The 20601-nt window shown below is 35.5% G+C and carries 21 protein-coding genes; 10 read left to right on the forward strand and 11 right to left on the reverse strand.

Going from position 1 to position 20601, the window contains the following annotated elements:
* Positions 1-85: 85 nt before the first annotated feature.
* The 3 genes from K332_RS23370 to K332_RS0117225 all read right to left on the reverse strand — a co-directional run bounded on the left by K332_RS23370 (position 86) and on the right by K332_RS0117225 (position 2930).
* Positions 86-478 carry a YppG family protein gene (locus K332_RS23370; protein WP_051359514.1) on the reverse strand — a complete coding sequence of 131 codons (393 nt, stop codon included), beginning with the start codon at positions 476-478 and terminating at the stop codon, positions 86-88.
* Positions 479-834: 356 nt separating this feature from the next.
* Positions 835-2232: a hypothetical protein gene (locus tag K332_RS0117220; RefSeq protein WP_026908586.1), complete on the reverse strand. Its 1398-nt coding sequence runs from the start codon at positions 2230-2232 to the stop codon at positions 835-837.
* Positions 2229-2930: an ABC transporter ATP-binding protein gene (locus tag K332_RS0117225; protein ID WP_026908587.1), complete on the reverse strand. Its 702-nt coding sequence runs from the start codon at positions 2928-2930 to the stop codon at positions 2229-2231. Before K332_RS0117225 ends, K332_RS0117220 begins: the two co-directional genes overlap by 4 nt.
* 236 nt (positions 2931-3166) lie before the next feature.
* Here K332_RS0117225 and K332_RS0117230 point away from each other — a divergent pair, with 236 nt between their 5' ends.
* The 5 genes from K332_RS0117230 (at position 3167) to K332_RS0117250 (ending at position 8321) form a co-directional block, all read left to right on the forward strand.
* Entirely contained in the window at positions 3167-4117 is a 951-nt protein-coding gene (locus tag K332_RS0117230) for a phosphate/phosphite/phosphonate ABC transporter substrate-binding protein (protein ID WP_026908588.1), read from the forward strand.
* Positions 4118-4250: 133 nt separating this feature from the next.
* Positions 4251-5024, forward strand: a complete 774-nt coding sequence (gene phnC, locus K332_RS0117235) for a phosphonate ABC transporter ATP-binding protein (protein ID WP_026908589.1) — start codon at positions 4251-4253, stop codon at positions 5022-5024.
* A gap of 32 nt (positions 5025-5056) precedes the next feature.
* Positions 5057-5833, forward strand: coding sequence for a phosphonate ABC transporter, permease protein PhnE (gene phnE / locus K332_RS0117240; RefSeq protein WP_051359526.1), 777 nt, complete (start codon positions 5057-5059; stop codon positions 5831-5833).
* Positions 5833-6633: a phosphonate ABC transporter, permease protein PhnE gene (gene phnE / locus K332_RS0117245; protein ID WP_026908591.1), complete on the forward strand. Its 801-nt coding sequence runs from the start codon at positions 5833-5835 to the stop codon at positions 6631-6633. The genes phnE (K332_RS0117240) and phnE (K332_RS0117245) overlap by 1 nt, the downstream gene beginning before the upstream one ends.
* Before the next feature lie 113 nt (positions 6634-6746).
* Positions 6747-8321, forward strand: coding sequence for a bifunctional metallophosphatase/5'-nucleotidase (locus K332_RS0117250; RefSeq protein WP_026908592.1), 1575 nt, complete (start codon positions 6747-6749; stop codon positions 8319-8321).
* Between the two features lie 50 nt (positions 8322-8371).
* On the opposite strand, the gene K332_RS22825 is transcribed toward K332_RS0117250, so the two are convergent.
* The 3 genes from K332_RS22825 to K332_RS0117265 form a co-directional block, all read right to left on the reverse strand.
* Positions 8372-9142 carry a PepSY domain-containing protein gene (locus K332_RS22825; protein WP_051359515.1) on the reverse strand — a complete coding sequence of 257 codons (771 nt, stop codon included), beginning with the start codon at positions 9140-9142 and terminating at the stop codon, positions 8372-8374.
* Between the two features lie 101 nt (positions 9143-9243).
* The gene (locus K332_RS0117260) at positions 9244-10584 is read right to left on the reverse strand and encodes a sensor histidine kinase (protein WP_026908593.1); all 1341 of its coding nucleotides are present in this window, start codon (positions 10582-10584) and stop codon (positions 9244-9246) included.
* Positions 10585-10588: 4 nt separating this feature from the next.
* The gene (locus K332_RS0117265) at positions 10589-11272 is read right to left on the reverse strand and encodes a response regulator transcription factor (RefSeq protein WP_026908594.1); all 684 of its coding nucleotides are present in this window, start codon (positions 11270-11272) and stop codon (positions 10589-10591) included.
* A gap of 198 nt (positions 11273-11470) precedes the next feature.
* Here K332_RS0117265 and K332_RS22830 point away from each other — a divergent pair, with 198 nt between their 5' ends.
* A complete protein-coding gene (locus K332_RS22830) occupies positions 11471-12118 on the forward strand; it encodes a VOC family protein (protein WP_051359516.1) in 648 nt (215 codons plus the stop codon).
* Positions 12119-12152: 34 nt separating this feature from the next.
* Here the strand turns inward: K332_RS22830 and K332_RS0117275 are convergent, their stop codons facing one another.
* On the reverse strand, positions 12153-12473 hold the full coding sequence (locus tag K332_RS0117275; protein ID WP_026908595.1) for a thioredoxin family protein: 321 nt from the start codon (positions 12471-12473) through the stop codon (positions 12153-12155).
* A 69-nt stretch (positions 12474-12542) separates the two neighbouring features.
* Positions 12543-13358 (reverse strand): DUF368 domain-containing protein, encoded by an 816-nt coding sequence (locus K332_RS0117280; protein ID WP_026908596.1) that lies wholly within the window; start codon positions 13356-13358, stop codon positions 12543-12545.
* Between the two features lie 152 nt (positions 13359-13510).
* On the opposite strand from K332_RS0117280, the gene K332_RS0117285 reads away from it, so the two are divergent.
* On the forward strand, positions 13511-13837 hold the full coding sequence (locus tag K332_RS0117285; protein WP_026908597.1) for a PadR family transcriptional regulator: 327 nt from the start codon (positions 13511-13513) through the stop codon (positions 13835-13837).
* 1 nt (position 13838) lies between these two features.
* Positions 13839-14531, forward strand: a complete 693-nt coding sequence (locus K332_RS0117290; RefSeq protein ID WP_026908598.1) for a DUF1129 family protein — start codon at positions 13839-13841, stop codon at positions 14529-14531.
* Positions 14532-14578: 47 nt separating this feature from the next.
* Here K332_RS0117290 and K332_RS0117295 read toward each other — a convergent pair whose 3' ends face one another.
* Both K332_RS0117295 and K332_RS0117300 read right to left on the reverse strand, forming a co-directional pair.
* Positions 14579-15757 (reverse strand): CapA family protein, encoded by a 1179-nt coding sequence (locus tag K332_RS0117295; protein ID WP_026908599.1) that lies wholly within the window; start codon positions 15755-15757, stop codon positions 14579-14581.
* A gap of 647 nt (positions 15758-16404) precedes the next feature.
* Positions 16405-17556 (reverse strand): thiolase family protein, encoded by a 1152-nt coding sequence (locus K332_RS0117300; protein WP_026908600.1) that lies wholly within the window; start codon positions 17554-17556, stop codon positions 16405-16407.
* 151 nt (positions 17557-17707) lie between these two features.
* Between K332_RS0117300 and K332_RS0117305 the strand changes: the two genes are divergently transcribed.
* The gene (locus K332_RS0117305; RefSeq protein ID WP_026908601.1) at positions 17708-18142 is read left to right on the forward strand and encodes a DUF4064 domain-containing protein; all 435 of its coding nucleotides are present in this window, start codon (positions 17708-17710) and stop codon (positions 18140-18142) included.
* A 102-nt stretch (positions 18143-18244) separates the two neighbouring features.
* Positions 18245-18427 carry a hypothetical protein gene (locus tag K332_RS0117310; protein WP_026908602.1) on the forward strand — a complete coding sequence of 61 codons (183 nt, stop codon included), beginning with the start codon at positions 18245-18247 and terminating at the stop codon, positions 18425-18427.
* A gap of 131 nt (positions 18428-18558) precedes the next feature.
* Here the strand turns inward: K332_RS0117310 and typA are convergent, their stop codons facing one another.
* Positions 18559-20388, reverse strand: a complete 1830-nt coding sequence (gene typA, locus K332_RS0117315) for a translational GTPase TypA (protein WP_026908603.1) — start codon at positions 20386-20388, stop codon at positions 18559-18561.
* Between the last annotated feature and the right edge of the window lie 213 nt (positions 20389-20601).

Raw genomic sequence — 20601 nt, forward strand, 5'->3', positions numbered from 1 at the left:
GTTCTTTTTACTTTTTCCCTAAACTACTCAAAAAAATGCAGTTAGCTCTCAAATTCCCATCGAAAAAAATGAATTAATCTAGGGGTCAACGGAATGTCTTCATAAAGTCACCAAATTGTTTAATAATAGGGGATACTTGATGATATGTGTTTGCCATTTGACTTACTGTTGATAATACTTTATCAAGATTTAACTGCCCATTTTGATCCTGAAATTGTGATACCATTCCATTTTGCGGTTGGGCTTGTTGATTATTTCCTTGCTGTTGTTGATTACTGGAATACCAATCCTGTGGTTGTTGTGGCTTAGCAAATTGTTCAAATGGTGATTGTGGCTGTTGATAGATATTTTGATGATACTGCATATATTGTGATGGATGGAAAGGTTCTTGGATTGGTTCGTTATACGGTTGGCTATACTGTTGATATTGTTGCTGATAGTCTTGGCGCATATGTGGAGGATGCCCGAAATTCCTCATATGACACACCCTTTCCTAATTAGCTTTTTACTATAAGTTATGCAAAAGTAGGTTCTAGTGTGTTTATGCTACAGAACAAAAGCGCAAGCGCCCGGTTAGCGACGTATGGACTGCGCCCTGCCATGCAGGGTGGGACTGCGTTGCCACGCAAAGTGGGGGATTTAGCAGTCCATTCCCCGTAGGAGATAAAGGAAACACGACGAACGAAGAGAGTCGATGTTGACTTATCGTACGGAGGTGAAGGAAGTCCAATAGTCGCTAGGTGCTGAAGCTGGACGTGGTCGTTCCTGATTAATTATCCACAGGCAGAGACTTTTATAATTTCGTAAACAATAAAAAAAGAAACACGCGATTAGCTAGCGTGCTTCCCTTTTCTTATCCTTCTGTTGGATTAGTACAAAAATAAATATCCCTATTGAAACAAGAGAAAAATATGGTTGATATTCGCATAGTACAATAAGAACTAATCCAAAAAAGGCCATTATTTCTTTTATAGTGAGCTGACCTAGTTTTTTATCTAATAGAGCAGCTGCATTTTCCATTTTAACCATTAAGTTAATAATGAATAATATTAAAATTAAAAAGAGAAAGCCTATACTCCACCAAGTAAAATGGACAATAGAATAAATAACGATTGGAATCATAATAGGAACAAAACCTATCCATGCCCAAGATTTTATCGTATTACGAAAACTCTCCACATCCCAAGGTAATACTTGTACAATTCCGGTATGAAATCTATTCGTAAATATACTAGCTACAAATGACGTGTAAACATGTATACTTATTGCAATCCCAATCAATACAATCACATCATTTACAAATGTTAATATGACAATAGCAAGAAATAATCCACCTGATACTTGGATAATGAGTTCAATATTTTCTCTAAAGTGCTGTAGCCATAATCTTTTATGAATGACAACATCAGTATAGGCAAATGGTCTTTTTCTTGAAGCCCTGTTTTGAAATATATTATATTTCCTCTCTCTTCTAAACTTTGTTTTAGTTGCCTTGGAAATTAAAGGCATATTCCAAACCAAAAAGTCATTTATCTCGGTTACCCTTCCCCAATGAACCCGGGAGAATAATTTCTTGCTTAAAATAATATTAGTAATCATTACGATTGCCAAAATAATAATACTGATCACTTTCGTTTGCTGTAGTAGAGTTCCAACTATGTCTAAGATGATAATTGACATAAAGATACTTACTTTCACAAAGAAACTTGCCTGAAATAACTTCCACTGCGGAATGGTCATGAAAACTTCAATCATCCAAAATAATAGAAAGTAAATCCATATTAACACAGCATCGATTGGTGTAATTAAAATTATTAAAGTACCAATAATTAAATACAAAAGTAATTGCTTCATCCACTGCTCTATTACAACAAAATAGGCAATACTCTTTATTGAATGAGGTAGCATTCCTAATTGATACTCTGAACTAGTAATTAATACTCCAGGATTACGAAATGATTTAAATACATATCGTATCGGCACAATTGTTAATATAAGCCAAAATCGTTCCTCCATTTGCTGTTCAATAAAAATAAATTCATCTTGAAATTGCCTCATAAAATCGTTAAATATAAAGATACTAGCAAATACATAACCACCAACTATAAGAGAATAAAGTATAGTGGTTTTATCGAATGAAATCTGTGCAAGTTGTTTTTTTATCATTCTTTTCTTACGGAATCGATTACTACGAATAAGCCAATATGCGTACCAGGAAGAGGAACGACTCATAGGTCTTCACTTCTCCTTTTTATCGTTTCAAACTCTGAAATCTGTCCTTTATGTAATATCTTTCCCTCTTGTAACATGATAAATTGATCGGCAATATTCTTCACACGCTTTAACTGGTGGGTTGTTAACAGAATACTAGTACCACTTGCTATCTTTTCTTTCAATATCTCCTCAAAGTAATCAACCGCATATATATCAAGCCCCATAAATGGTTCATCAATTAATAATAGTGGAACATCTGGTAACATTGCACAAATGGTTTGTACCTTCTGTCGCATTCCTTTTGATAATGATTCTGGATATTCGTTTAGCTTTCCTTGTAGCTCAAAGCCTTCCACGTATTTACCAATACGCTTTTTTAATTCCATTTCTTCCATTTGATAGCTTTTTCCATACAATTGAAAATGCTGCATAGCCGTTAATTCTGACATGAGTAATGGTTCCTCAGGTATAAAAGCAATATTCTTTTTATAATCGAGAAAACTAGTATCTAGGTTAAACTCCCCATCAATGGTAATCTCACCATTTGTCTTATCTTGAATACCCATAATTGTTTTCATCAGCGTGGATTTTCCTGCACCATTATGACCAACTAATGCAATAACCGAACCTTTATCTAGAGTAAAAGATATATTGTTTAATAGTTTAGTGTCATTAATCGCCACATTTAAATTACTTACTTCTAATAATTTTCTCATTACAATCACCACCTATGTAAATTTACGTTTTTTAATATTAAAAGGTTTCAAAAAAGTAAATATAACACACTAATGTCGGTAAAAACCGAATGTTACATGCCGAATAATGTGTTTTTATCATTAAATTCATGTAAAAAACATGTAAATTAATTAAAAAAAGCCTAGCTTTTTTCGGAGATTTAGTATTTAATAAAATAGAAAGCATAAATATTTTTATATTTCTTAGGAGGGTCACAATGAAGAAACTTTATGGTCTAGTGCTTATTTTAGGTTTAGCACTTGTACTAGCAGCATGCGGAGGTTCTGATGACGATAATGCATCAGACAAGTCAAACGGAGATAAAAAAGACGAGGCAACTGAAACTGATGGAATGATTCCTGAAACGTTAGTTATTGGTTTCGTACCATCACAAGACTCTGATAAAATCGCAGATACTGTAGAACCTTTGGCAAACCGTTTAGGTGAAGAACTAGAAATTGAAGTAAAAAGTCAAGTTATGACTGATTATAACGCTTTAGTAGAAGCAATGGGTGCTAACCAAGTACACGTTGGCTTCATTCCGGCATTTGGATATGTTCTAGCAAATGAACAATATGATGTAGAAGTAATCTTAAAATCCATCCGTTATGGATCAGGTACATACAAAGCACAATATCTAGTACGCTCAGATTCTGGTATTGAAAGCCTTGCTGACTTAGAAGGTAAAGTTTGGGCATATGGTGATCAAACTTCTACATCCGGATACTTATTCCCGGCAAACCAAATGATGGAAGAATTCGACCTTGAAACTGCAGCAGATTTAGAAGCATTTTTCGGTGGCACTAGTCAAGTAGGTGCGCATGACACTGCAGCAATTGCTGTATATGAAGGTGACGCTGACGTTGCAACTACTTTCGATGATGTACGTGAGGAACTTGAAGAGGAGTATCCGGATATTATGGAAAAACTAAAAGTTTTAACTCACACAGAAGAAATTCCTAATGACACGATTTCTGTAACAAAAGAATTAGATAAAGAATTTGTCCAAAAGATTAAAGAAGTATTCCTATCATTCAATGAAGACGATGAAATGATCAAAATCATGGATGAAGTTTACAACTGGGATGCTATTGATGAAGCAACTGACGAGGAATATCAAGTGGTAAAAGATACTTATGCTAAATTTAAGGATTCAGTTGGTTTCTAATTTAAGGATAAAATAGTTAAATATATATGACAAAGGGAAGGGTAATTTACTTCCCTTTTGTTATGTTAAATATATTAGAATAATGATACAATTAATGAGAAAAAACTTAACCTTTATTGGGGGATTTATTATAATGATTGAATTTAAAAATGTTGGTCTTGTCTATCCAAATGGAACAGAAGGTTTAAAAAACATCAATGTAAAAATCAATGATGGCGAGTTTGTCGTTATTGTTGGATTGTCAGGTGCCGGAAAGTCTACGTTTATTCGTAGTATTAATCGTTTGGTTACTCCTACATCTGGATCTCTTCTAGTAGACAATGAAGATATTTTGAAGTTTAAAGGTAAAAATCTTCGTAAACTCCGCACAAAAGTCGGTATGATTTTCCAAAACTATAATCTAGTAAAACGTACCAATGTTTTTAAAAATGTACTAGCTGGTAGATTAGGTCATACAGGTACATTACGCTCTATATTTAATCTTTATTCAAAAGAGGACAAAGCACTTGCTTATAATAATTTAAATCGAGTAAATATTGCTGAAAAACTTTATAACCGTGCGGATGAATTAAGTGGCGGTCAGCAACAACGTGTCAGTATCGCTCGTGTGTTAACACAGAAACCAAAATACATTTTAGCAGATGAGCCCGTTGCATCACTTGATCCACCAACTTCCCATCAGGTAATGACCTATCTTAAAAAGATTAATAAAGAAGATAATATTACAACTATCGTCAACCTACACTTTATTGATATGGCAATGGAATACGCAGATCGCATTATCGGTATGCGAGCAGGTGAAGTTGTATTTGACGGGCCAGTTTCTGAAGTGACAGAAAAAACGTTTGAAGAAATTTATGGGCGTTCTATTCGCGAGGATGACTTGCGTGGGGGGGCACAAGAATAGTGACTACAAAAAATACTTTGGCACAAAAAACAATGCCGCTTTATCCAGCGAAAACCAAAATTCAAGTAACCATTATCTTTTTTGTCGTATTAGGTATTTATACATACAGTATGATTAAAACCCAAGAAGATATGGTTGGTGGATTTGGTGGCGCACTTGGTAATATGTATACGGTAATCGAGAAGTTCTTCCCACCAAATTTTGCTATTCTTCCAGCAATTTGGGATTCGATGATGCAAACGATTCAAATGGCGATTATTGCTACTACAATTGCAGCCATTTTAACAGTTCCATTAGCTGTATTATCAGCTCAAAATATTACAACATTTAAACCATTGTATTATTTGACCAGAACATTGTTGAACTTATTACGTACAATCCCAGACTTAGTATTAGCCGTAATTTTCGTAGGATTATTTGGAATTGGGGTCTTCCCCGGAATTCTAGCATTAACTGTTTTCTCACTTGGAATTCTAGCAAAATTAATTAGTGAAACAATAGAATCAGTAGATATGAACCCGTTAGAGGCAATGCGTGCTTCTGGGGGGAATGTATTCCAAGTAATCTGGTATTCCTTGGTCCCTCAAATAGCACCACAATTTACATCTCTAGTACTCTATGTATTTGAAATTAACATTCGCGCTTCCGTTGTATTAGGTATGGTTGGTGCCGGAGGTGTTGGATTAATATTGAATCAACAATTAAAGTTCTATAACTATCCAAATGCTATGACCGTTATCATTGTAATATTTGCAACAGTTCTTATTATTGAATATGTAAGCAATAAGTTAAGGGAGGCATTGTTATAATGGAAAAACTACAATTACCCCCTAAACCAGAAAAATCAGCACTTAAGAAAATACGTGCAGTTATCATTTTAATTTTAGTAATTGCCTTGTATGTCTGGACTTTCACATCGATTAATATTGATTGGGGACGAGCAATTGAACGCTCCATTAGTAACTTCCACCGCGTTGTTCCAAAGCTATTCAGCCCGGACTGGGCAGTTGCAGGTAAAGTTGGCGAAGCAATGTTAGAGACCATATTTATTGCTTTTGCAGGTTCATTGATGGCTGCAATCTTAGCAGTACCATTATCATTCTTAGCTGCACAAAACATGATGGGTGGAAAGGTTGGTTCCACAATTGGAAAATGGATTCTTTCTGCTATCCGTGCTTTCCCAGATTTAATCCTAGCGATCCTTTTCGTTGTAGCTGTAGGACCAAACGCTTTTGCTGGGGTACTTGCCATTGCAATTGGATCAACAGGTATGCTTGGTAAAATGTTCTCAGAAATCATCGAGTCCATTGATATGGAAGTTGTTCAAGCAATGGAAGCAAATGGGGCAAATAAAATCCAAATCTTATTCTATGGAGTTATTCCACAGATAACACCTGAATTCTTATCCTACGCTATCTATCGTTTTGAAGTAGACATTCGTGCTTCTTCTATCTTAGGTATCGTTGGTGCGGGTGGTATTGGTACAATGATTATCTTTGCATCAAGTAACCGTAACTGGAATGAAATGGGTATGATTTTACTTGCGATTGTTATCGTTGTAACTGTTATTGACTTTGCATCTGCAAAAATTAGACGTAAAATAGTATAAGATTATAAGTATAAGAAACGAAATTACAGAAGCCAGCCTTCTTCATTTCGTTTCTTTTGTTCGTAGTTAGCAAGGGAAAAATTTTCCACACGTATAGAAAGGATGTCAAAAACTTGTCAAATACCACAACACTAAAAATCATCTATACAAGTGATATACACGGAAATGCAATGCCGATACTTTATGGTACCAATGAATCTGCCGACCTAGGTTTAGCTAAATACGCAACGATTGTTAAACAAATTCAGAATGAGAACGAAAATGTATTAGTACTAGATAATGGCGACCTAATACAAGGGACTCCTTTAATGACTCATTATGTAAAGGAACATGCTGATGAGGAAAACCCAATGGTTGGAATCTTAAACCGCATTGGAGTCGAGGCAGGTGTTATCGGAAATCATGAATTTAATTTTGGTAAAGAAATTTTATTAGATGCAATTAACAATTCTTCTTTTCCTTGGTTATCCGCTAATCTTGTAAATGATAAGGGAGATCCTTATTTTGGAAAACCCTATATTACTAAATCCTTTTCAAATAACCTAAAAGTTGCCGTAGTTGGTGTAACTACACACTACATTCCAAATTGGGAATCACCTGGTCATATTACAGGTATTGAATTTAAAGATGCCTTAGCCACATTAAAGACTTGGGTAGAGTATATACATAAAGAGGAAAAACCAGACATTCTAATCGCTTCTTATCATGGTGGATTTGAACGTGATTTAGAAACTGGTGAGCCAACAGAGAGTTTAACCGGGGAAAATCAAGGCTACGCGATGTGCCAAGAGATTGAGGGCATTGACATTTTACTAACAGGACATCAGCATCGTATCTTAACCCGTGAAATTAATGGTGTTCTTGTTGCACAGCCAGGAAATAATGGTAAAATGTACGGTTCCATTGATATAGGTCTAGATAAATCGAAGAATGATAAATGGCAAGTAACTAGTAAAAAGGCTGAAATTATATCAATTGGGGAAGTAGATGCGGATGAGGATATTTTACACTATATGAAGGAAATAGAAACTTCTACGCAAAATTGGCTTGACCAACCAATAGGGTTTATTGATGGGAATATGACCATCGAAGATCCCTTTAAAACTCGTATTCAAAAGCATCCATTCATACAATTTATTCAAGATGTGCAAATAGAAGAAAGCGGTGTAGACATTTCTGTTACTGCCCTACTAACTAATGATTCGAAAGGGTTTAACCCAACTGTTACTATGCGGGATATCGTCTCGAACTACATGTTTCCTAATACACTTGTAGTATTAGAGCTTACTGGTAGTGAAATTAAAGAGGCATTAGAAAGAACCGCTCAATACTTTGTCTTAAATGATGCAGGGGAAATTATAGTGAACCCTACTTATGTTACTCCAAAACCACAGCATTATAATTATGATATGTGGGAAGGAATAAATTATATTATTAATGTGTCACAGCCTGTAGGAGCCCGAATTGAAAATGTCACGTATCATGGACAGCCTTTAAAGGATAATGAAAACTACCATGTTGTCATGAATAACTACCGTGCAACTGGCGGGGGAAATTATGATATGTTTAAAAACAAACCCGTAATTAAGGAAATCCAAAAAGACATGGTCGAACTAATTCATGCCTACTTTGATAAACATAAAACGGTGAAAATAAATACAAAATCCAATTTTGAAGTGCGAGTATAGAAGATGGAGCTACCTCAAGCGAGGTAGCTCCATTAATATGACGACCGCTACTAATTATTATCATCGTCCCAGTCTTCATCATCTTCTAAGTCATCCGATTGATCATCTGAGTCTCCATTACTATTTTCACCATTTGATGTGCCAATTTCTGAATCTATAGAGATGTAAATGATTTCACCTGTGTAAGCATCTATTTCTAATTCTACTTCACCATCAGCACTCTCAATCTCGATTTCGTAAATAAGGCGCCCATCATCTTCATCCAGCTCTAAGTCCGTAATCGTTCCAGGAAATTCACCTAGTGCAATTTTCTTTGCAGCTTCGACATCAATTACTACATTTTTAGCATTATCTTCTTTACTTTGATTTCCTTCATCTTTTACATCTTTTTGAGATTGTTTGGAGGTATCCTCAGCTTTATCATCTACATTGTTTTTGTCATCATTTGATGTATTCGTATCTTTTGCATCATCATTTTTCTCTTTAATAGCTACTTTGTTAGAATCCTTTACTGTCGAATCATTAACCGTAACTCTTTTTTCTTTTTCCTGCAATTTTAGTACTTCACCTGTATTACCATCTAACTCAATCTCATACTCTTTTCCATTACTTGTTACCTCAACTTCATATACAGCTCTATTAAAACCTTTATCTAATTCAAGTTCCGTTATGGTACCTGGATATTGTTCTTCAACTAATGCCCTAATTTCTTCTTTTGACAACCCAGGCTCTGCTTGCGCTGCATTAGAATGATAAATCCCAAAACCTAAAACCGCCGCTAAGCCTACACTTGAAATGGCAATTATCATTTTCTTTTTCAATTTATTTCCTCCTCGTTTCTTCTTGATACTTACATCATATAGCTCAAGAATGAATGTACACTGAGAGAAAGATTAGAATTTGATGAGAAAACAGAGAGACTTTATTCATTTGCTGGAAGAATTACTTTAAAGGTAGATCCCTCTCCAAGCTTACTTTCTACCGCTAGCGTCCCTCCATGTGAATTAGTGATTGTTTTTGCAATTGCAAGACCAAGACCAGTCCCTCCAGTATTTCTGTTTCTCGCTTTATCCATTCGATAAAATCTTTCAAAAACCCTTTCCTGTTCTTCTTCTGGAATGCCCGCTCCAAAGTCTTGAATATATACAGCGATTTGTTTACCTTCTTTTTCAGCAAGAATAGTTACTTTGTTGTCGCTGTATTTAAGGGCATTATCGATGAGAATATAAAACACTTGTTTAAGTTGGTCTCGGTTCCCATGTACATATAATGTGGCATCCTTCAGAGAAAATTCGATTTCCCTACCATATGCCCCAATAAATACATCAATCGTCTCTTCTAACAACTCCGCCACATTCACATTCTCACCACGTTGAACTTCCTTATGTTTGGCTAGAGCAAGCATTTGTTCTACTAGCTTCTGCATACGATTTGCTTCCGATTCAATCGCCTCTATTGATTCCTTTACAAGCTCAGGGTTATCCTTTCCCCTTCGCTCTAGTAGCTGTGCATAGCTTTTAATAATTGATATCGGTGTTTTTAATTCATGTGAAGCATCTGAAACAAATATTTCCTGCATTTCATAATTGTCCTTCAACGAGTCGATCATTTCATTAAATGTTTTTTCCATTTCATAGAGCTCATCTTTAGAACGATTATTTAACTCTATTTTTTTCCATTGTGTAAACTTCTTATTTTCTTTCATTGCACTGATGAGAGATTTAATAGGTTGAAGCAAAAATCTAGCCAATAAATTTCCCGCAATAATAATTGGGATAATCATAATGATGGAAGCTAGTATTAGTACATACAATAGATTCTTCATACTCTCTTCTAGGCTTATTAAATGCTTCGCTATTTGTAATGTTACAATCTCACCAGTACTCCAAATTATAGGTCTTGATACGATTGCAAAACGGTCTCCATTATATGTTGTTACTTCCCTTTTCTCCAAATTGGAATACCCACCCGGAAGATCGAAGTAATCGGATGACTTTGATTGCCGCACAAGGGGACTCCCTGTTTCCGGATATACCCGAATCAATCCATCCGCTGGTAGAAATGCTTTTATTAGCTCCCCAGGTGGTATACCCTGGTTCGTATTCATTGTTGAAATGATGGTAGTCGTTTGCTCTGCAAGCTCCTCTAGTTCACTATCAACGGAATTATTATAAAATAAGAAATAAATCGAAGCATTAATAATAAGTATTAACACAAGCATAAAAATACTGGTAAACAACTGTATTTTAGTCCGTAATTTCATACCCTTAATCCTTTATGGAATATCCAACTCCACGAACCGTTTGAATATAAGCTGTCGGATAGCCCTTATCAATTTTTTGTCGCAAATATCGAACATATACGTCTACAACATTAGTTTCACCAAAATAATCATATCCCCATACTTGTTCAATTAACTGGTCTCGGGTGAGTACAATATTCTTATTTTTTAACAAGCATACTAGTAGGTCATACTCTCTCGGAGTTAAATCTATATTTTTTCCATCACGAGATACTTCATGGGCCCCTAAATCAACGATTAAATCACCAACAGAAAGTAGGTCCTTCTTTACCTTTACTTCTATAGGCTTTCGTAAATGTACACGAACTCGTGCAAGTAGTTCTTCTATTTGAAATGGTTTTGTGACGTAATCATTCGCGCCAATATCAAGTCCACTAACCTTATCATGCACAGCATCCCTTGCAGTTAATAGAATTATTGGTGTACTCTCATCGGTTCGTCTGATTCTTCGAAGTACCTCAAGCCCGCTCAATTCTGGAATCATAATATCTAATAATACTAAATCCCACTCTTTCTCCTGCAGTAACCTAAGTGCATCTTTCCCATTATCTGCTATCTGTGTGCGGTAATTTTCATACTCTAATTCAAGCTGCAGAACTCTACTTAGCTTTGCTTCATCTTCAACAATCAAAATAATTGGCTGTTCCATTGTATCACCCGCTTTTATTGGTTCTTTTTGTTTACTATATCAAATAAAGATTAGAAAATGATGAGAAATGGGATTTAAAAATTGATTTTCAAGAGAATTAGATAAATAATGGTAACAATAAAGATTTAGGGGTTACCCATAAAACGGGCGGAAGTTTTACTGCCAGTTATATGTAAGAAATGACGAGGAGGAATCGAAATGCTTTCACTTGACCATATCGTTATTGCAGGTAAAAATGCTGAAGAAGATAGTATTTCTTATAATAAACGTTATGCTGTAAAAGCTATCAAAGGCGGAGAGCATGAGAGTTGGGGAACTTATAATTATCTCGCATATTTTTCTAATCAATCATATATCGAATGGCTTGGCGTAAACGATTATGAAAAAGCTAAAAAGAGTGATAATCCATTAATACAACATCTAATCTATACTCTTGACCAAAATAAAACAGGTCCATTTCAATTTGCCCTCCGAACGAATCAATTAGATGATTATATTCGTCACTTTGAAGAAAATCAGATTCCGTATGCTGGTCCTTATCCTGGAGAAAGGCAACGACCAGATGGAACGATGTTATCATGGCGAATGCTCTTCCCTAAATATGATATAGAAGAAGGCACGCTACCATTTTTAATTGAATGGGATAATCCAACAGGAGGACCATACGTTCAGAGTTTAGCTAATCCGCAAGCAATAACTAAAATCAATTACTCTGGTATTAACAAGTCAACATTTTCAAGCATATATCAAATTAAAAGTAAACGAAGCTTAACCAATCAATTTACATTACAAAACGCCAAAATAGCATTTAACAATAGTGAAAAGTTGACCTTTGAATTAGTTTAAGAAGAGAATGTGCATGTGCACATTCTCTTTGACTTTATCCTAGTTGTTGATGCAAAAATTCTGTTACAGACTCTGGCGTTTTGGTATAAGCACTATGTTGATGTGCTAGTTTTTCTCCATTTTGGAAAATAAGGATACTTGGAATACCCATTACTTCATAGGTACCTGCAATTCCTTCTAATTCATCGGTATTCACTTCGTACCATTCATAATTCTTGAACTCATCAAGAATTCCATCAATGAACATGTCCATTCTTTTGCAGTCCGGACACCAATCAGCAAAGAACTTTATAATTACTGGTTTTTCACTTTGAATAACCTCATTAAATTTATCCATCGTTTGAATGTATTCCATTTATCAACACTCCTTTAGCATACTTATTCCTATTGTATCCAGTAAACAAACGTTTGTCTCATAGTTTGCCTATTCCTTATATTCCACTTTTCCTAATATATAAGCAACAAACAAACCAACTGCGAAAGTAGCTACACTTAGTAATAATAATGTAGTTCTTTCCGGCCAGCCTGGAAATACAACAAAGATGGAACCAATCACTAAGCCGATAATTAAAGCAAACGTTGCACTTCGATAATTTTCTAAAAAGAAGTTTATGACTTTACTCATCGTAATAATCCCAAGTAGAATACCAATTCCAACAACAGCAATAATATCAAGTTGCAAATTACTAATCGCACTAATCACTGTTGAATATACACCTATAACTAGCAATATAAATGAACCACTAATCCCTGGCAATATCATAGCTGCACTGGCAATAAAGCCACAAAAAAATAAAAGAATATAGGTAGAAACGGTAATATCTTCAATTACCACTCCCTCGCTCGTATGGAGAAACATCATCGAACCAACTACTACCAATCCAACTATTAGTAATATATAATGATGAGCTTTAAAATTAACTTTAACATCCGCTTCTTTAAATAAATAAGGCAAAATCCCGATAATCAGCCCCAAAAAGAAAAACTGAGTTGGACCTGGATAATGTTCAAACAACCATTCGATTAAATGGCTTAATAGAAGAACTGCTGATCCTATACCTATACCTAATGGGATCAGAAATCCTAATTGCTTTTTCCACTCCTTACTTACTAATCCATTAATGGCAGCTATCAAACGATCATAAATCCCAAGCAATACTGCTATTGTTCCACCACTTACCCCGGGAATAACATCACTTGCTCCCATAATTAAACCACGATAAATATTTTTCCATTCCACACAAATAATCCCCTTTATAAAAATCTATATAATATCATACCAAATAATGGTTGCAATTTATATAATAAGCAGTATACTAATAGTAAGCTACTTTGCATAACAAGGTAGCTGTAAAAACAAAATGTATCTTGTTATACAAGGTAGGTGCAGGAATGTCATTAAGAAGTCAACTGTTAAAAGGTGTTTTGGAAGGATGTATATTGTCCATTATTAACAGACAACCCACGTATGGTTATGAGCTTTCAGTCCGGTTACAAGAATTTGGTTTATCCGATGTTAGCGAAGGATCTATTTATCCAATATTACTAAGACTACAAAAGGAAAAATTAATTGAAGGCACGATGCAGAAGTCTGAACTTGGTCCTAAACGAAAATATTATCATCTTACAGAAGCTGGTAAAGAAGCATTAATTGAATTTATAGAGCAATGGGAAACCATTAAACTTCCAGTTGAAAATATTATTAAAAAGGAGGAGTAGTATGAATTCTAAAGATATTATTAAATTAAACAATAACTTGAGAGAGAAATTATCAGAAGAGAATAAAGAAGTTTATGAAGATATGCTTGTGTATATCCGCTTAAACGCGAACAAATCCGAGCAACAAACGGAAGAAGTATTATATGAGTTGTTGGAACATTTACTTGAAGCCCAAAAAGATGGCAAGACTGCTCGAGATGTATTTGGTAAAGATTTAAGAAAATACTGTGATGAGCTAATTACTGAAATCCCTGGTGAGGGGAAGTCACTCGCTTTCGTTTCGGGAGCTTATATAGTGATTTACTTTCTAGCTATTATTAGTACATTTCATGGGTTAGGTAACTTTGTATTATCTCAATTTTTTGATAGGTTTTCCAATAATTTTACTTTTTCATTAGGTAGTGGGATAACTGTTGTCATCGTTGATTTACTAATCCTATCTGTCTTTATTTTTGCTATTTTAAGATGGATTAAAAATTCTACATTTAAAGAGAAGAAAACTAAAAAATGGGTAGAATTTTTACAATTGTGGCTTATAAGCACAGCTTTTATTGGGGCTACTGTAGTAATTCCAATCATCATGCCAAGCTTTGGTACAGAAATTACAATTCCTGTTCTCACATTCGCTGGAGTTGGAATACTTCTATTCCTCCTTGCGTTTGTATTAAACAAGAAATATAGAATTACTAAGTAAAATAAGGATGTCTTTAAAGAATTTCTTCTTTGAGACATCCTTATTTATTATTCTTCAATAAACTTTAAATCTGGTACCCAGATTGACATATGTTCTTTCATTTCTTCATAATGCTTTTTAGCATTTGGTAATTCTTGATCGGTTAATTGGTACATTGGAATGACCTCAAAGTCTTGCCAATTTGAGTATTTTACATACGTAGGTAAGAATTCTGGTGAATGGACTGTTACTTCTTTTTCGCTACCTTTAGTTGTTTTTGAAATGTGAAATTTGAATATGCCACCAATCTTTCGATAAAATTCATCTTGACCAGATAGGAAGTTTCCTAAAGAGTATATAACCAATGTACGACTGCCATCTTCACCTTCGACCCAATCAACCGGTTGTAATACATGTGGATGGTGTCCAAGTACAACATCTGCTCCTTCATCGGCAACAAACTGAACAAGATCCTTTTGTATTTGATTCGGCATCCGCTCATACTCGTTTCCAAAATGGAGACTTACGACAACAACATCTGCTTCTTTTTCTGCTTCTTTTATTTCCATCGCTATGAGTTCTCGATCAATTAAATTAACTAAGTAGTCCTTCCCTATTGGAACTGGAATTCCATTTGTACCATAGGTGTAGGATAAAAAGGCAACTGAAATTCCTTCTTCTGTCTCATAAATCCTCATTTGTTCACGATCTTGCTCATCTTTATAAGCACCGGAATACATCATATCAATGGTTTCCCAATGCTTAATGGCCCGTTGGATAGCTTCTTCTCCACGATCTAATGTATGGTTATTAGCTAGTGACACAACATCTACCCCTGCCCATTTCAGTGCATCACCAACTTCAGTAGGACTGTTAAAGGTAGGATAAGAAGATAATCCTAATTCCACTCCACCTATCATTGTTTCTTGATTTGCAATTGAAATAGTCGCATCACTTAAAAATGGTTCAACACGTTTAAGCATAGGTTTAAAGTCATATCCTAAATCAACCTCGGCATCATTATAAACACTATTATGAATGAGCATATCACCAATCGCTGTTATGGATATTTCTTTGGTTATTTCAATTGGTTCTTTTGGTTCTCTATGCTCCATTGGTTTTCCTATATGTGAACCAGCAGTCCGATTTTGGTCCATTTTGCCTTCTGATATTTCTTTACCACAGGAAGCTAATACTACAACCATAAACAAAAATAGTATTACCTTGATAAATTTCCCCCTAGTCATAGACAATTGCTCCTCATACTTTTTAACTAATTATACCATGTTAACACGAAATAAATTCCTTATTATTCAATAATTCTACAATTTATATTAGTTTGTCCAACATAGTTATTCTTAATATGACAAAAGAGGGTTTTCTTCATTCACTAGGCTAGATATTGTATGACCCGGTGAATGAACGAGCGATTTTTATTGGCGGATATTTCTGGATTTTGGCCGATATTCTTGATTTGTGGCTGATATTTACGGGTTTTGGCTGATATTCTTGATTTGTGGCTGATGTTTACGGGTTTTGGCTGATATTCTCAAATCTCGGCTGATTTTTCTGGATTTTGGCCGATATTCTCGAATTGCGGCCGATGTTTCTGAATTTTGGCCGATATTCTCGAATAATGGCCGATGTTTCTGGAGCTCGGCCGATATTCTCGAATCGTGGCCGATGTTTCTGGATTTTGGCCGATATTCTCGAGTTTTGGCCGATGTTTCTGGAGCTCGGCCGATATTCTCGAATTGCGGCCGATGTTTCTGGATTTTGGTTGATGTTTATAAAAAACTGCTGATGTAATACAATTCATTAAATACAAACTCATAAAATTAGCAAAGAAAAACAACTGCTCATTAAAACAGTTGGCAGTTGTTTTCCGGTGATACTATTTTATTCGCTCAATAATCGTAGCATTTGCCATCCCCATGCCTTCACAAATAGCTAGTAAACCATAGCGGCCGTTAATTCGCTCCAATTCGTACAACAGTGATGTCATCAGTTTCGTTCCTGTTGCACCTAACGGATGGCCTAGCGCAATTGCCCCACCGTTCACATTCAACTTATTAGGATCAGCATCTGTTTCTCTCAGCCATGCAAGTGGTACAGGTGCAAATGCTTCATTTACTTCATAGCGATCCATATCCTCTATGATGAGTCCCGCTTTCTCTAAAACGCGTTTAGTCGCTTCAATTGGTCCTGTCAACATGAGAGTTGGGTCTGAGCCTATAACAACCTTGGCTACTATTCTAGCCATAGGTTTAAGACCTAACTCATTTGCTTTTTCTCCAGACATTAGTAAAACTGCACTTGCCCCATCACTCATTTGACTAGCATTTCCTGCTGTTATTTTACCATTTTCTTGAAAAACTGCTTTAAGATTGGATAGGGCTTCTATAGATGTATCTGTCCTCGGCCCTTCATCCACTTTAATAATTTGCCTATTTCCTACTGCGTCTTCTACCTCAACCGGGTGAATTTCCGCTTCAAAATTCCCCTTTTCAATTGCATGCAATGCTTTTTTATGGCTCTCTAGTGAATATGTATCTAACTCTTTCCTAGTTAACTGCCATTTGTCTGCAATTTTTTCAGATGATACACCTTGATTTACAATTTCATACTTCTCTTGAAGTTTTTTACTAGGTTTGGTTTTTCCTATATTAGAAAACATTGGTGCACGAGACATGCTTTCAACTCCACCAGCAATTACAATATCCATATCCCCCGCAGCAATGGCTTGTGCCGCAAAGTGTATAGCTTGCTGGCTGGAGCCACACTGCCTATCAATTGTTACCCCTGGCACATGGGGTGGAAATCCTGCAATAAGAGCAGCAGTACGTGCTATATTCCCCCCTTGTTCGTTTACTTGTGTCACACATCCTAAAATTACATCTTCCACTTCAGTTTTTTCAACTTTCGTCCGATGCATTAATTCTTCTAATACCTCGGCTGACAATTCATCTGCACGATAATTTGAAAATGCCCCACCTTTTCTCCCAACAGCCGTACGAACCCCATCGATAATGACTACTTCCCGCACAAATATCCCTCCTATATCCTTACCATATATGATATTTGATTTTTTGAAATAATTCTACACTTTAATTTTTATTCTTTTTTAGTAATAAATGAAACAAATCTCTGATAAAATCGTATAAAATAGCAATATACATATTAAGGAGGAATTTTTTTTGAAACGTACTGCTGAAATTACACTTGGAATTATTGGTTCGATTCTCTATCTATTCTCTGTTGCTTTTGGTATTTTTAGGCTTTGGATGGAAAACAATAAGGATACTCTAGAGGAATACATGGTAGAAAATCAATCTGAATTTGATTTAACTTCATCTGACATGACGGTACTTGAAGAATTGTTTAATATGAACCTTGCACAAGGTGGTATATTAATTGTTATCTTACCGATCTTAGCTATTATTTTAGGTATTGTTGCGGTTGTATTAGTGAAGGGTAATAAGCGTCCAGTAGCTGCAGGAATTATCTTCATTGCAACAGGAGTAGGCTATGCCATCATTACACTTGGTGGGGGAATCTTGAATGGGATTCTATTGTTGATTGCCGGAATTCTTTGTTTAGCGCGTAAACCAAAGACAATAATTGAAGGTTAAATAATTCTTATAAAAATAGGAGAAAAGACTCACACTATCCTTAGACTCTAGTATATAATAAGTTGTGAAACTTTAAGTAATCACCATATCGAGGTGTTTTAGATGAAACGCTATTTAACCGCAATATTTCTTGGATTAAGTGCGTTGATATTGTTTTTTGGTTTACGTATTGATTTGCAATGGACTGGAGTAGCTACTTGGGGACTTGCCCTTATTAGTTTAATCTTTGCTGCTTATTATACAAAATACATTCCAGATAAAAAACCAAATAGAAAAGGGAAGTAAAACAAACAATTGTTTTACTTCCTTTTTTACTGACTGTTTAAGTAAACTTTATTAAAGAACATATCATGATGATGTAAAAACAAAAAAAGGATACCTAAAGGGGTAAACCACCTTTAGGTATCCTTTTGTTATTACACCATTTTCGCACGTTTTGATGCCTTTTCACGTTCATTTTTATTTAAGATTTTCTTGCGTAGTCGAATAGATTCAGGAGTTACTTCACAGTACTCATCATCATTCAAATATTCTAAAGCTTCTTCTAGTGACATGTTTCTAGTTTTACGAATTACTGATGTTTGGTCCTTATTTGCTGAACGAACGTTGGTTAAATGTTTTTCTTTTGTGACATTAACTGTTAGGTCATTTTCACGGTTATGCTCCCCAACAATCATCCCCGCATATACTTCTGTACCAGGTTCTACGAAGATAACTCCACGATCTTCAAGACCCATGATTCCGTAAGTGGATGCTTTTCCATTTTCTAGTGCTACTAGAACACCTTGACGTCTTCCACCAACTTGACCTTTAATCATTGGCTCATAAGCATCAAATGTATGGTTTAGAATTCCGTACCCACGTGTTTGGGACATAAATTCAGTTGAGTAACCAATTAGTCCACGAGATGGTACTTTAAATTCAAGACGAACTTGACCATTTCCAAAGTTCACCATATCAAGCATTTCACCTTTACGCGCACCAAGTGATTCCATAATAGCACCAGTATGCTCTTCTGGAACGTCTACTTGTACTCGTTCAACCGGTTCTGATAGAACACCATCAATTTCTTTTAAGATTACTTTTGGTTTTGAAAGTTGAAGTTCAAAACCTTCACGACGTAAATTCTCAATTAAAATTGATAAGTGTAATTCTCCACGACCTGATACGATCCATGCGTCAGGAGATTCAGTTGGGTCAACACGTAAACTTACATCTGTTTCTAATTGTTTCAATAAACGCTCTTCTATTTTACGGGATGTGATATACTTACCCTCACGTCCTGCAAATGGACTATTGTTTGTAACAAAAGTCATTTGAAGTGTTGGTTCATCAATGTGTAATAATGGTAGCGCATCTGGATGATCCTGTGGACAGATAGTCTCTCCAACGTTTAGGTCATCTAATCCAGAAATTGCCACGATCTCTCCAGCACCCGCTTCTTCAATTTCTAATCGTTTTAATCCGAAGAAACCAAATAGCTTACTAATGCGGAAGGACTTTTGTTTTCCATCCTTCTTCATAACAACAACCTGTTGACCAACATGAATTTTACCACGAGAAATACGTCCAATACCAATACGTCCAACATAATCATTATAGTCTAATAAAGTTACTTGGAATTGTAGTGGATCTTCACGGTTATCAACTGGAGCCGGAATATGTTCAATAATTGTTTTATAGATTGGCTCCATCGTTTCTTGTTGATCATCCGGCTCAAGTCCTGAAGTTCCGTTTAAAGCAGACGCATAGACAACCGGGAATTCTAATTGGTCATCATCTGCACCTAATTCAATGAATAGATCTAATACTTCATCAATTACTTCTTCCGGTCTAGCATTAGGACGGTCAATTTTGTTTAGTACAACAATTGGTGTTAATTTTTGTTCTAGTGCCTTTTTCAACACAAATCGAGTTTGTGGCATGGTACCTTCATAGGCATCGACCACTAATGCAACACCATCAACCATTTTCAGAATACGTTCAACTTCGCCTCCGAAGTCTGCGTGTCCTGGTGTATCTAAGATGTTAATTCTTGTATCGTTATAGCTAATTGCTGTATTCTTTGCTAAAATCGTGATTCCACGTTCACGCTCAATATCGTTGGAATCCATCATACGTTCATCGACTTGCTCATTTTCACGAAAGGTACCTGAATACTTTAGTAGTTGGTCTACTAATGTAGTCTTACCATGGTCAACGTGAGCAATAATTGCGATATTACGAATATCTTCTCTTAATTGCATAAAGTACGCTCCTCTTGTTTTGCGAGTGAATCAAACTAGACAATTATATCATATTTGGGGATTGTTGTCTTAATTTTTTTTACTCTCTAAAGTTACCCATGGCCCAAAAATACTTTACTTTTACTTCTAATCACAGTGGTGACCTCTTTCAATAAAATCGTCGAAGTGGCTATCCTTTCCCATCGTGGATGTTGGGCTCTCACGGAAGCCTAC

Source organism: Paucisalibacillus globulus DSM 18846, from assembly GCF_000482485.1.
GTDB classification, from domain to species: domain Bacteria; phylum Bacillota; class Bacilli; order Bacillales; family Amphibacillaceae; genus Ornithinibacillus; species Ornithinibacillus globulus.

Coding starts and splice junctions, on each gene's coding strand:
- K332_RS0117230 (WP_026908588.1), top strand. CDS start 3,167: ATGAAGAAACTTTATGGTCTAGTGCTTATTTTAGGTTTAGCACTTGTA.
- phnE (WP_051359526.1), top strand. CDS start 5,057: ATGCCGCTTTATCCAGCGAAAACCAAAATTCAAGTAACCATTATCTTT.
- K332_RS0117225 (WP_026908587.1), bottom strand. CDS start 2,930: ATGAGAAAATTATTAGAAGTAAGTAATTTAAATGTGGCGATTAATGAC.
- K332_RS0117220 (WP_026908586.1), bottom strand. CDS start 2,232: ATGAGTCGTTCCTCTTCCTGGTACGCATATTGGCTTATTCGTAGTAAT.
- K332_RS0117275 (WP_026908595.1), bottom strand. CDS start 12,473: ATGGAATACATTCAAACGATGGATAAATTTAATGAGGTTATTCAAAGT.
- typA (WP_026908603.1), bottom strand. CDS start 20,388: ATGCAATTAAGAGAAGATATTCGTAATATCGCAATTATTGCTCACGTT.
- K332_RS22830 (WP_051359516.1), top strand. CDS start 11,471: ATGCTTTCACTTGACCATATCGTTATTGCAGGTAAAAATGCTGAAGAA.
- phnE (WP_026908591.1), top strand. CDS start 5,833: ATGGAAAAACTACAATTACCCCCTAAACCAGAAAAATCAGCACTTAAG.
- phnC (WP_026908589.1), top strand. CDS start 4,251: ATGATTGAATTTAAAAATGTTGGTCTTGTCTATCCAAATGGAACAGAA.
- K332_RS0117295 (WP_026908599.1), bottom strand. CDS start 15,757: ATGACTAGGGGGAAATTTATCAAGGTAATACTATTTTTGTTTATGGTT.
- K332_RS0117260 (WP_026908593.1), bottom strand. CDS start 10,584: ATGAAATTACGGACTAAAATACAGTTGTTTACCAGTATTTTTATGCTT.
- K332_RS23370 (WP_051359514.1), bottom strand. CDS start 478: ATGAGGAATTTCGGGCATCCTCCACATATGCGCCAAGACTATCAGCAA.
- K332_RS0117265 (WP_026908594.1), bottom strand. CDS start 11,272: ATGGAACAGCCAATTATTTTGATTGTTGAAGATGAAGCAAAGCTAAGT.
- K332_RS0117290 (WP_026908598.1), top strand. CDS start 13,839: ATGAATTCTAAAGATATTATTAAATTAAACAATAACTTGAGAGAGAAA.
- K332_RS0117285 (WP_026908597.1), top strand. CDS start 13,511: ATGTCATTAAGAAGTCAACTGTTAAAAGGTGTTTTGGAAGGATGTATA.
- K332_RS0117310 (WP_026908602.1), top strand. CDS start 18,245: ATGAAACGCTATTTAACCGCAATATTTCTTGGATTAAGTGCGTTGATA.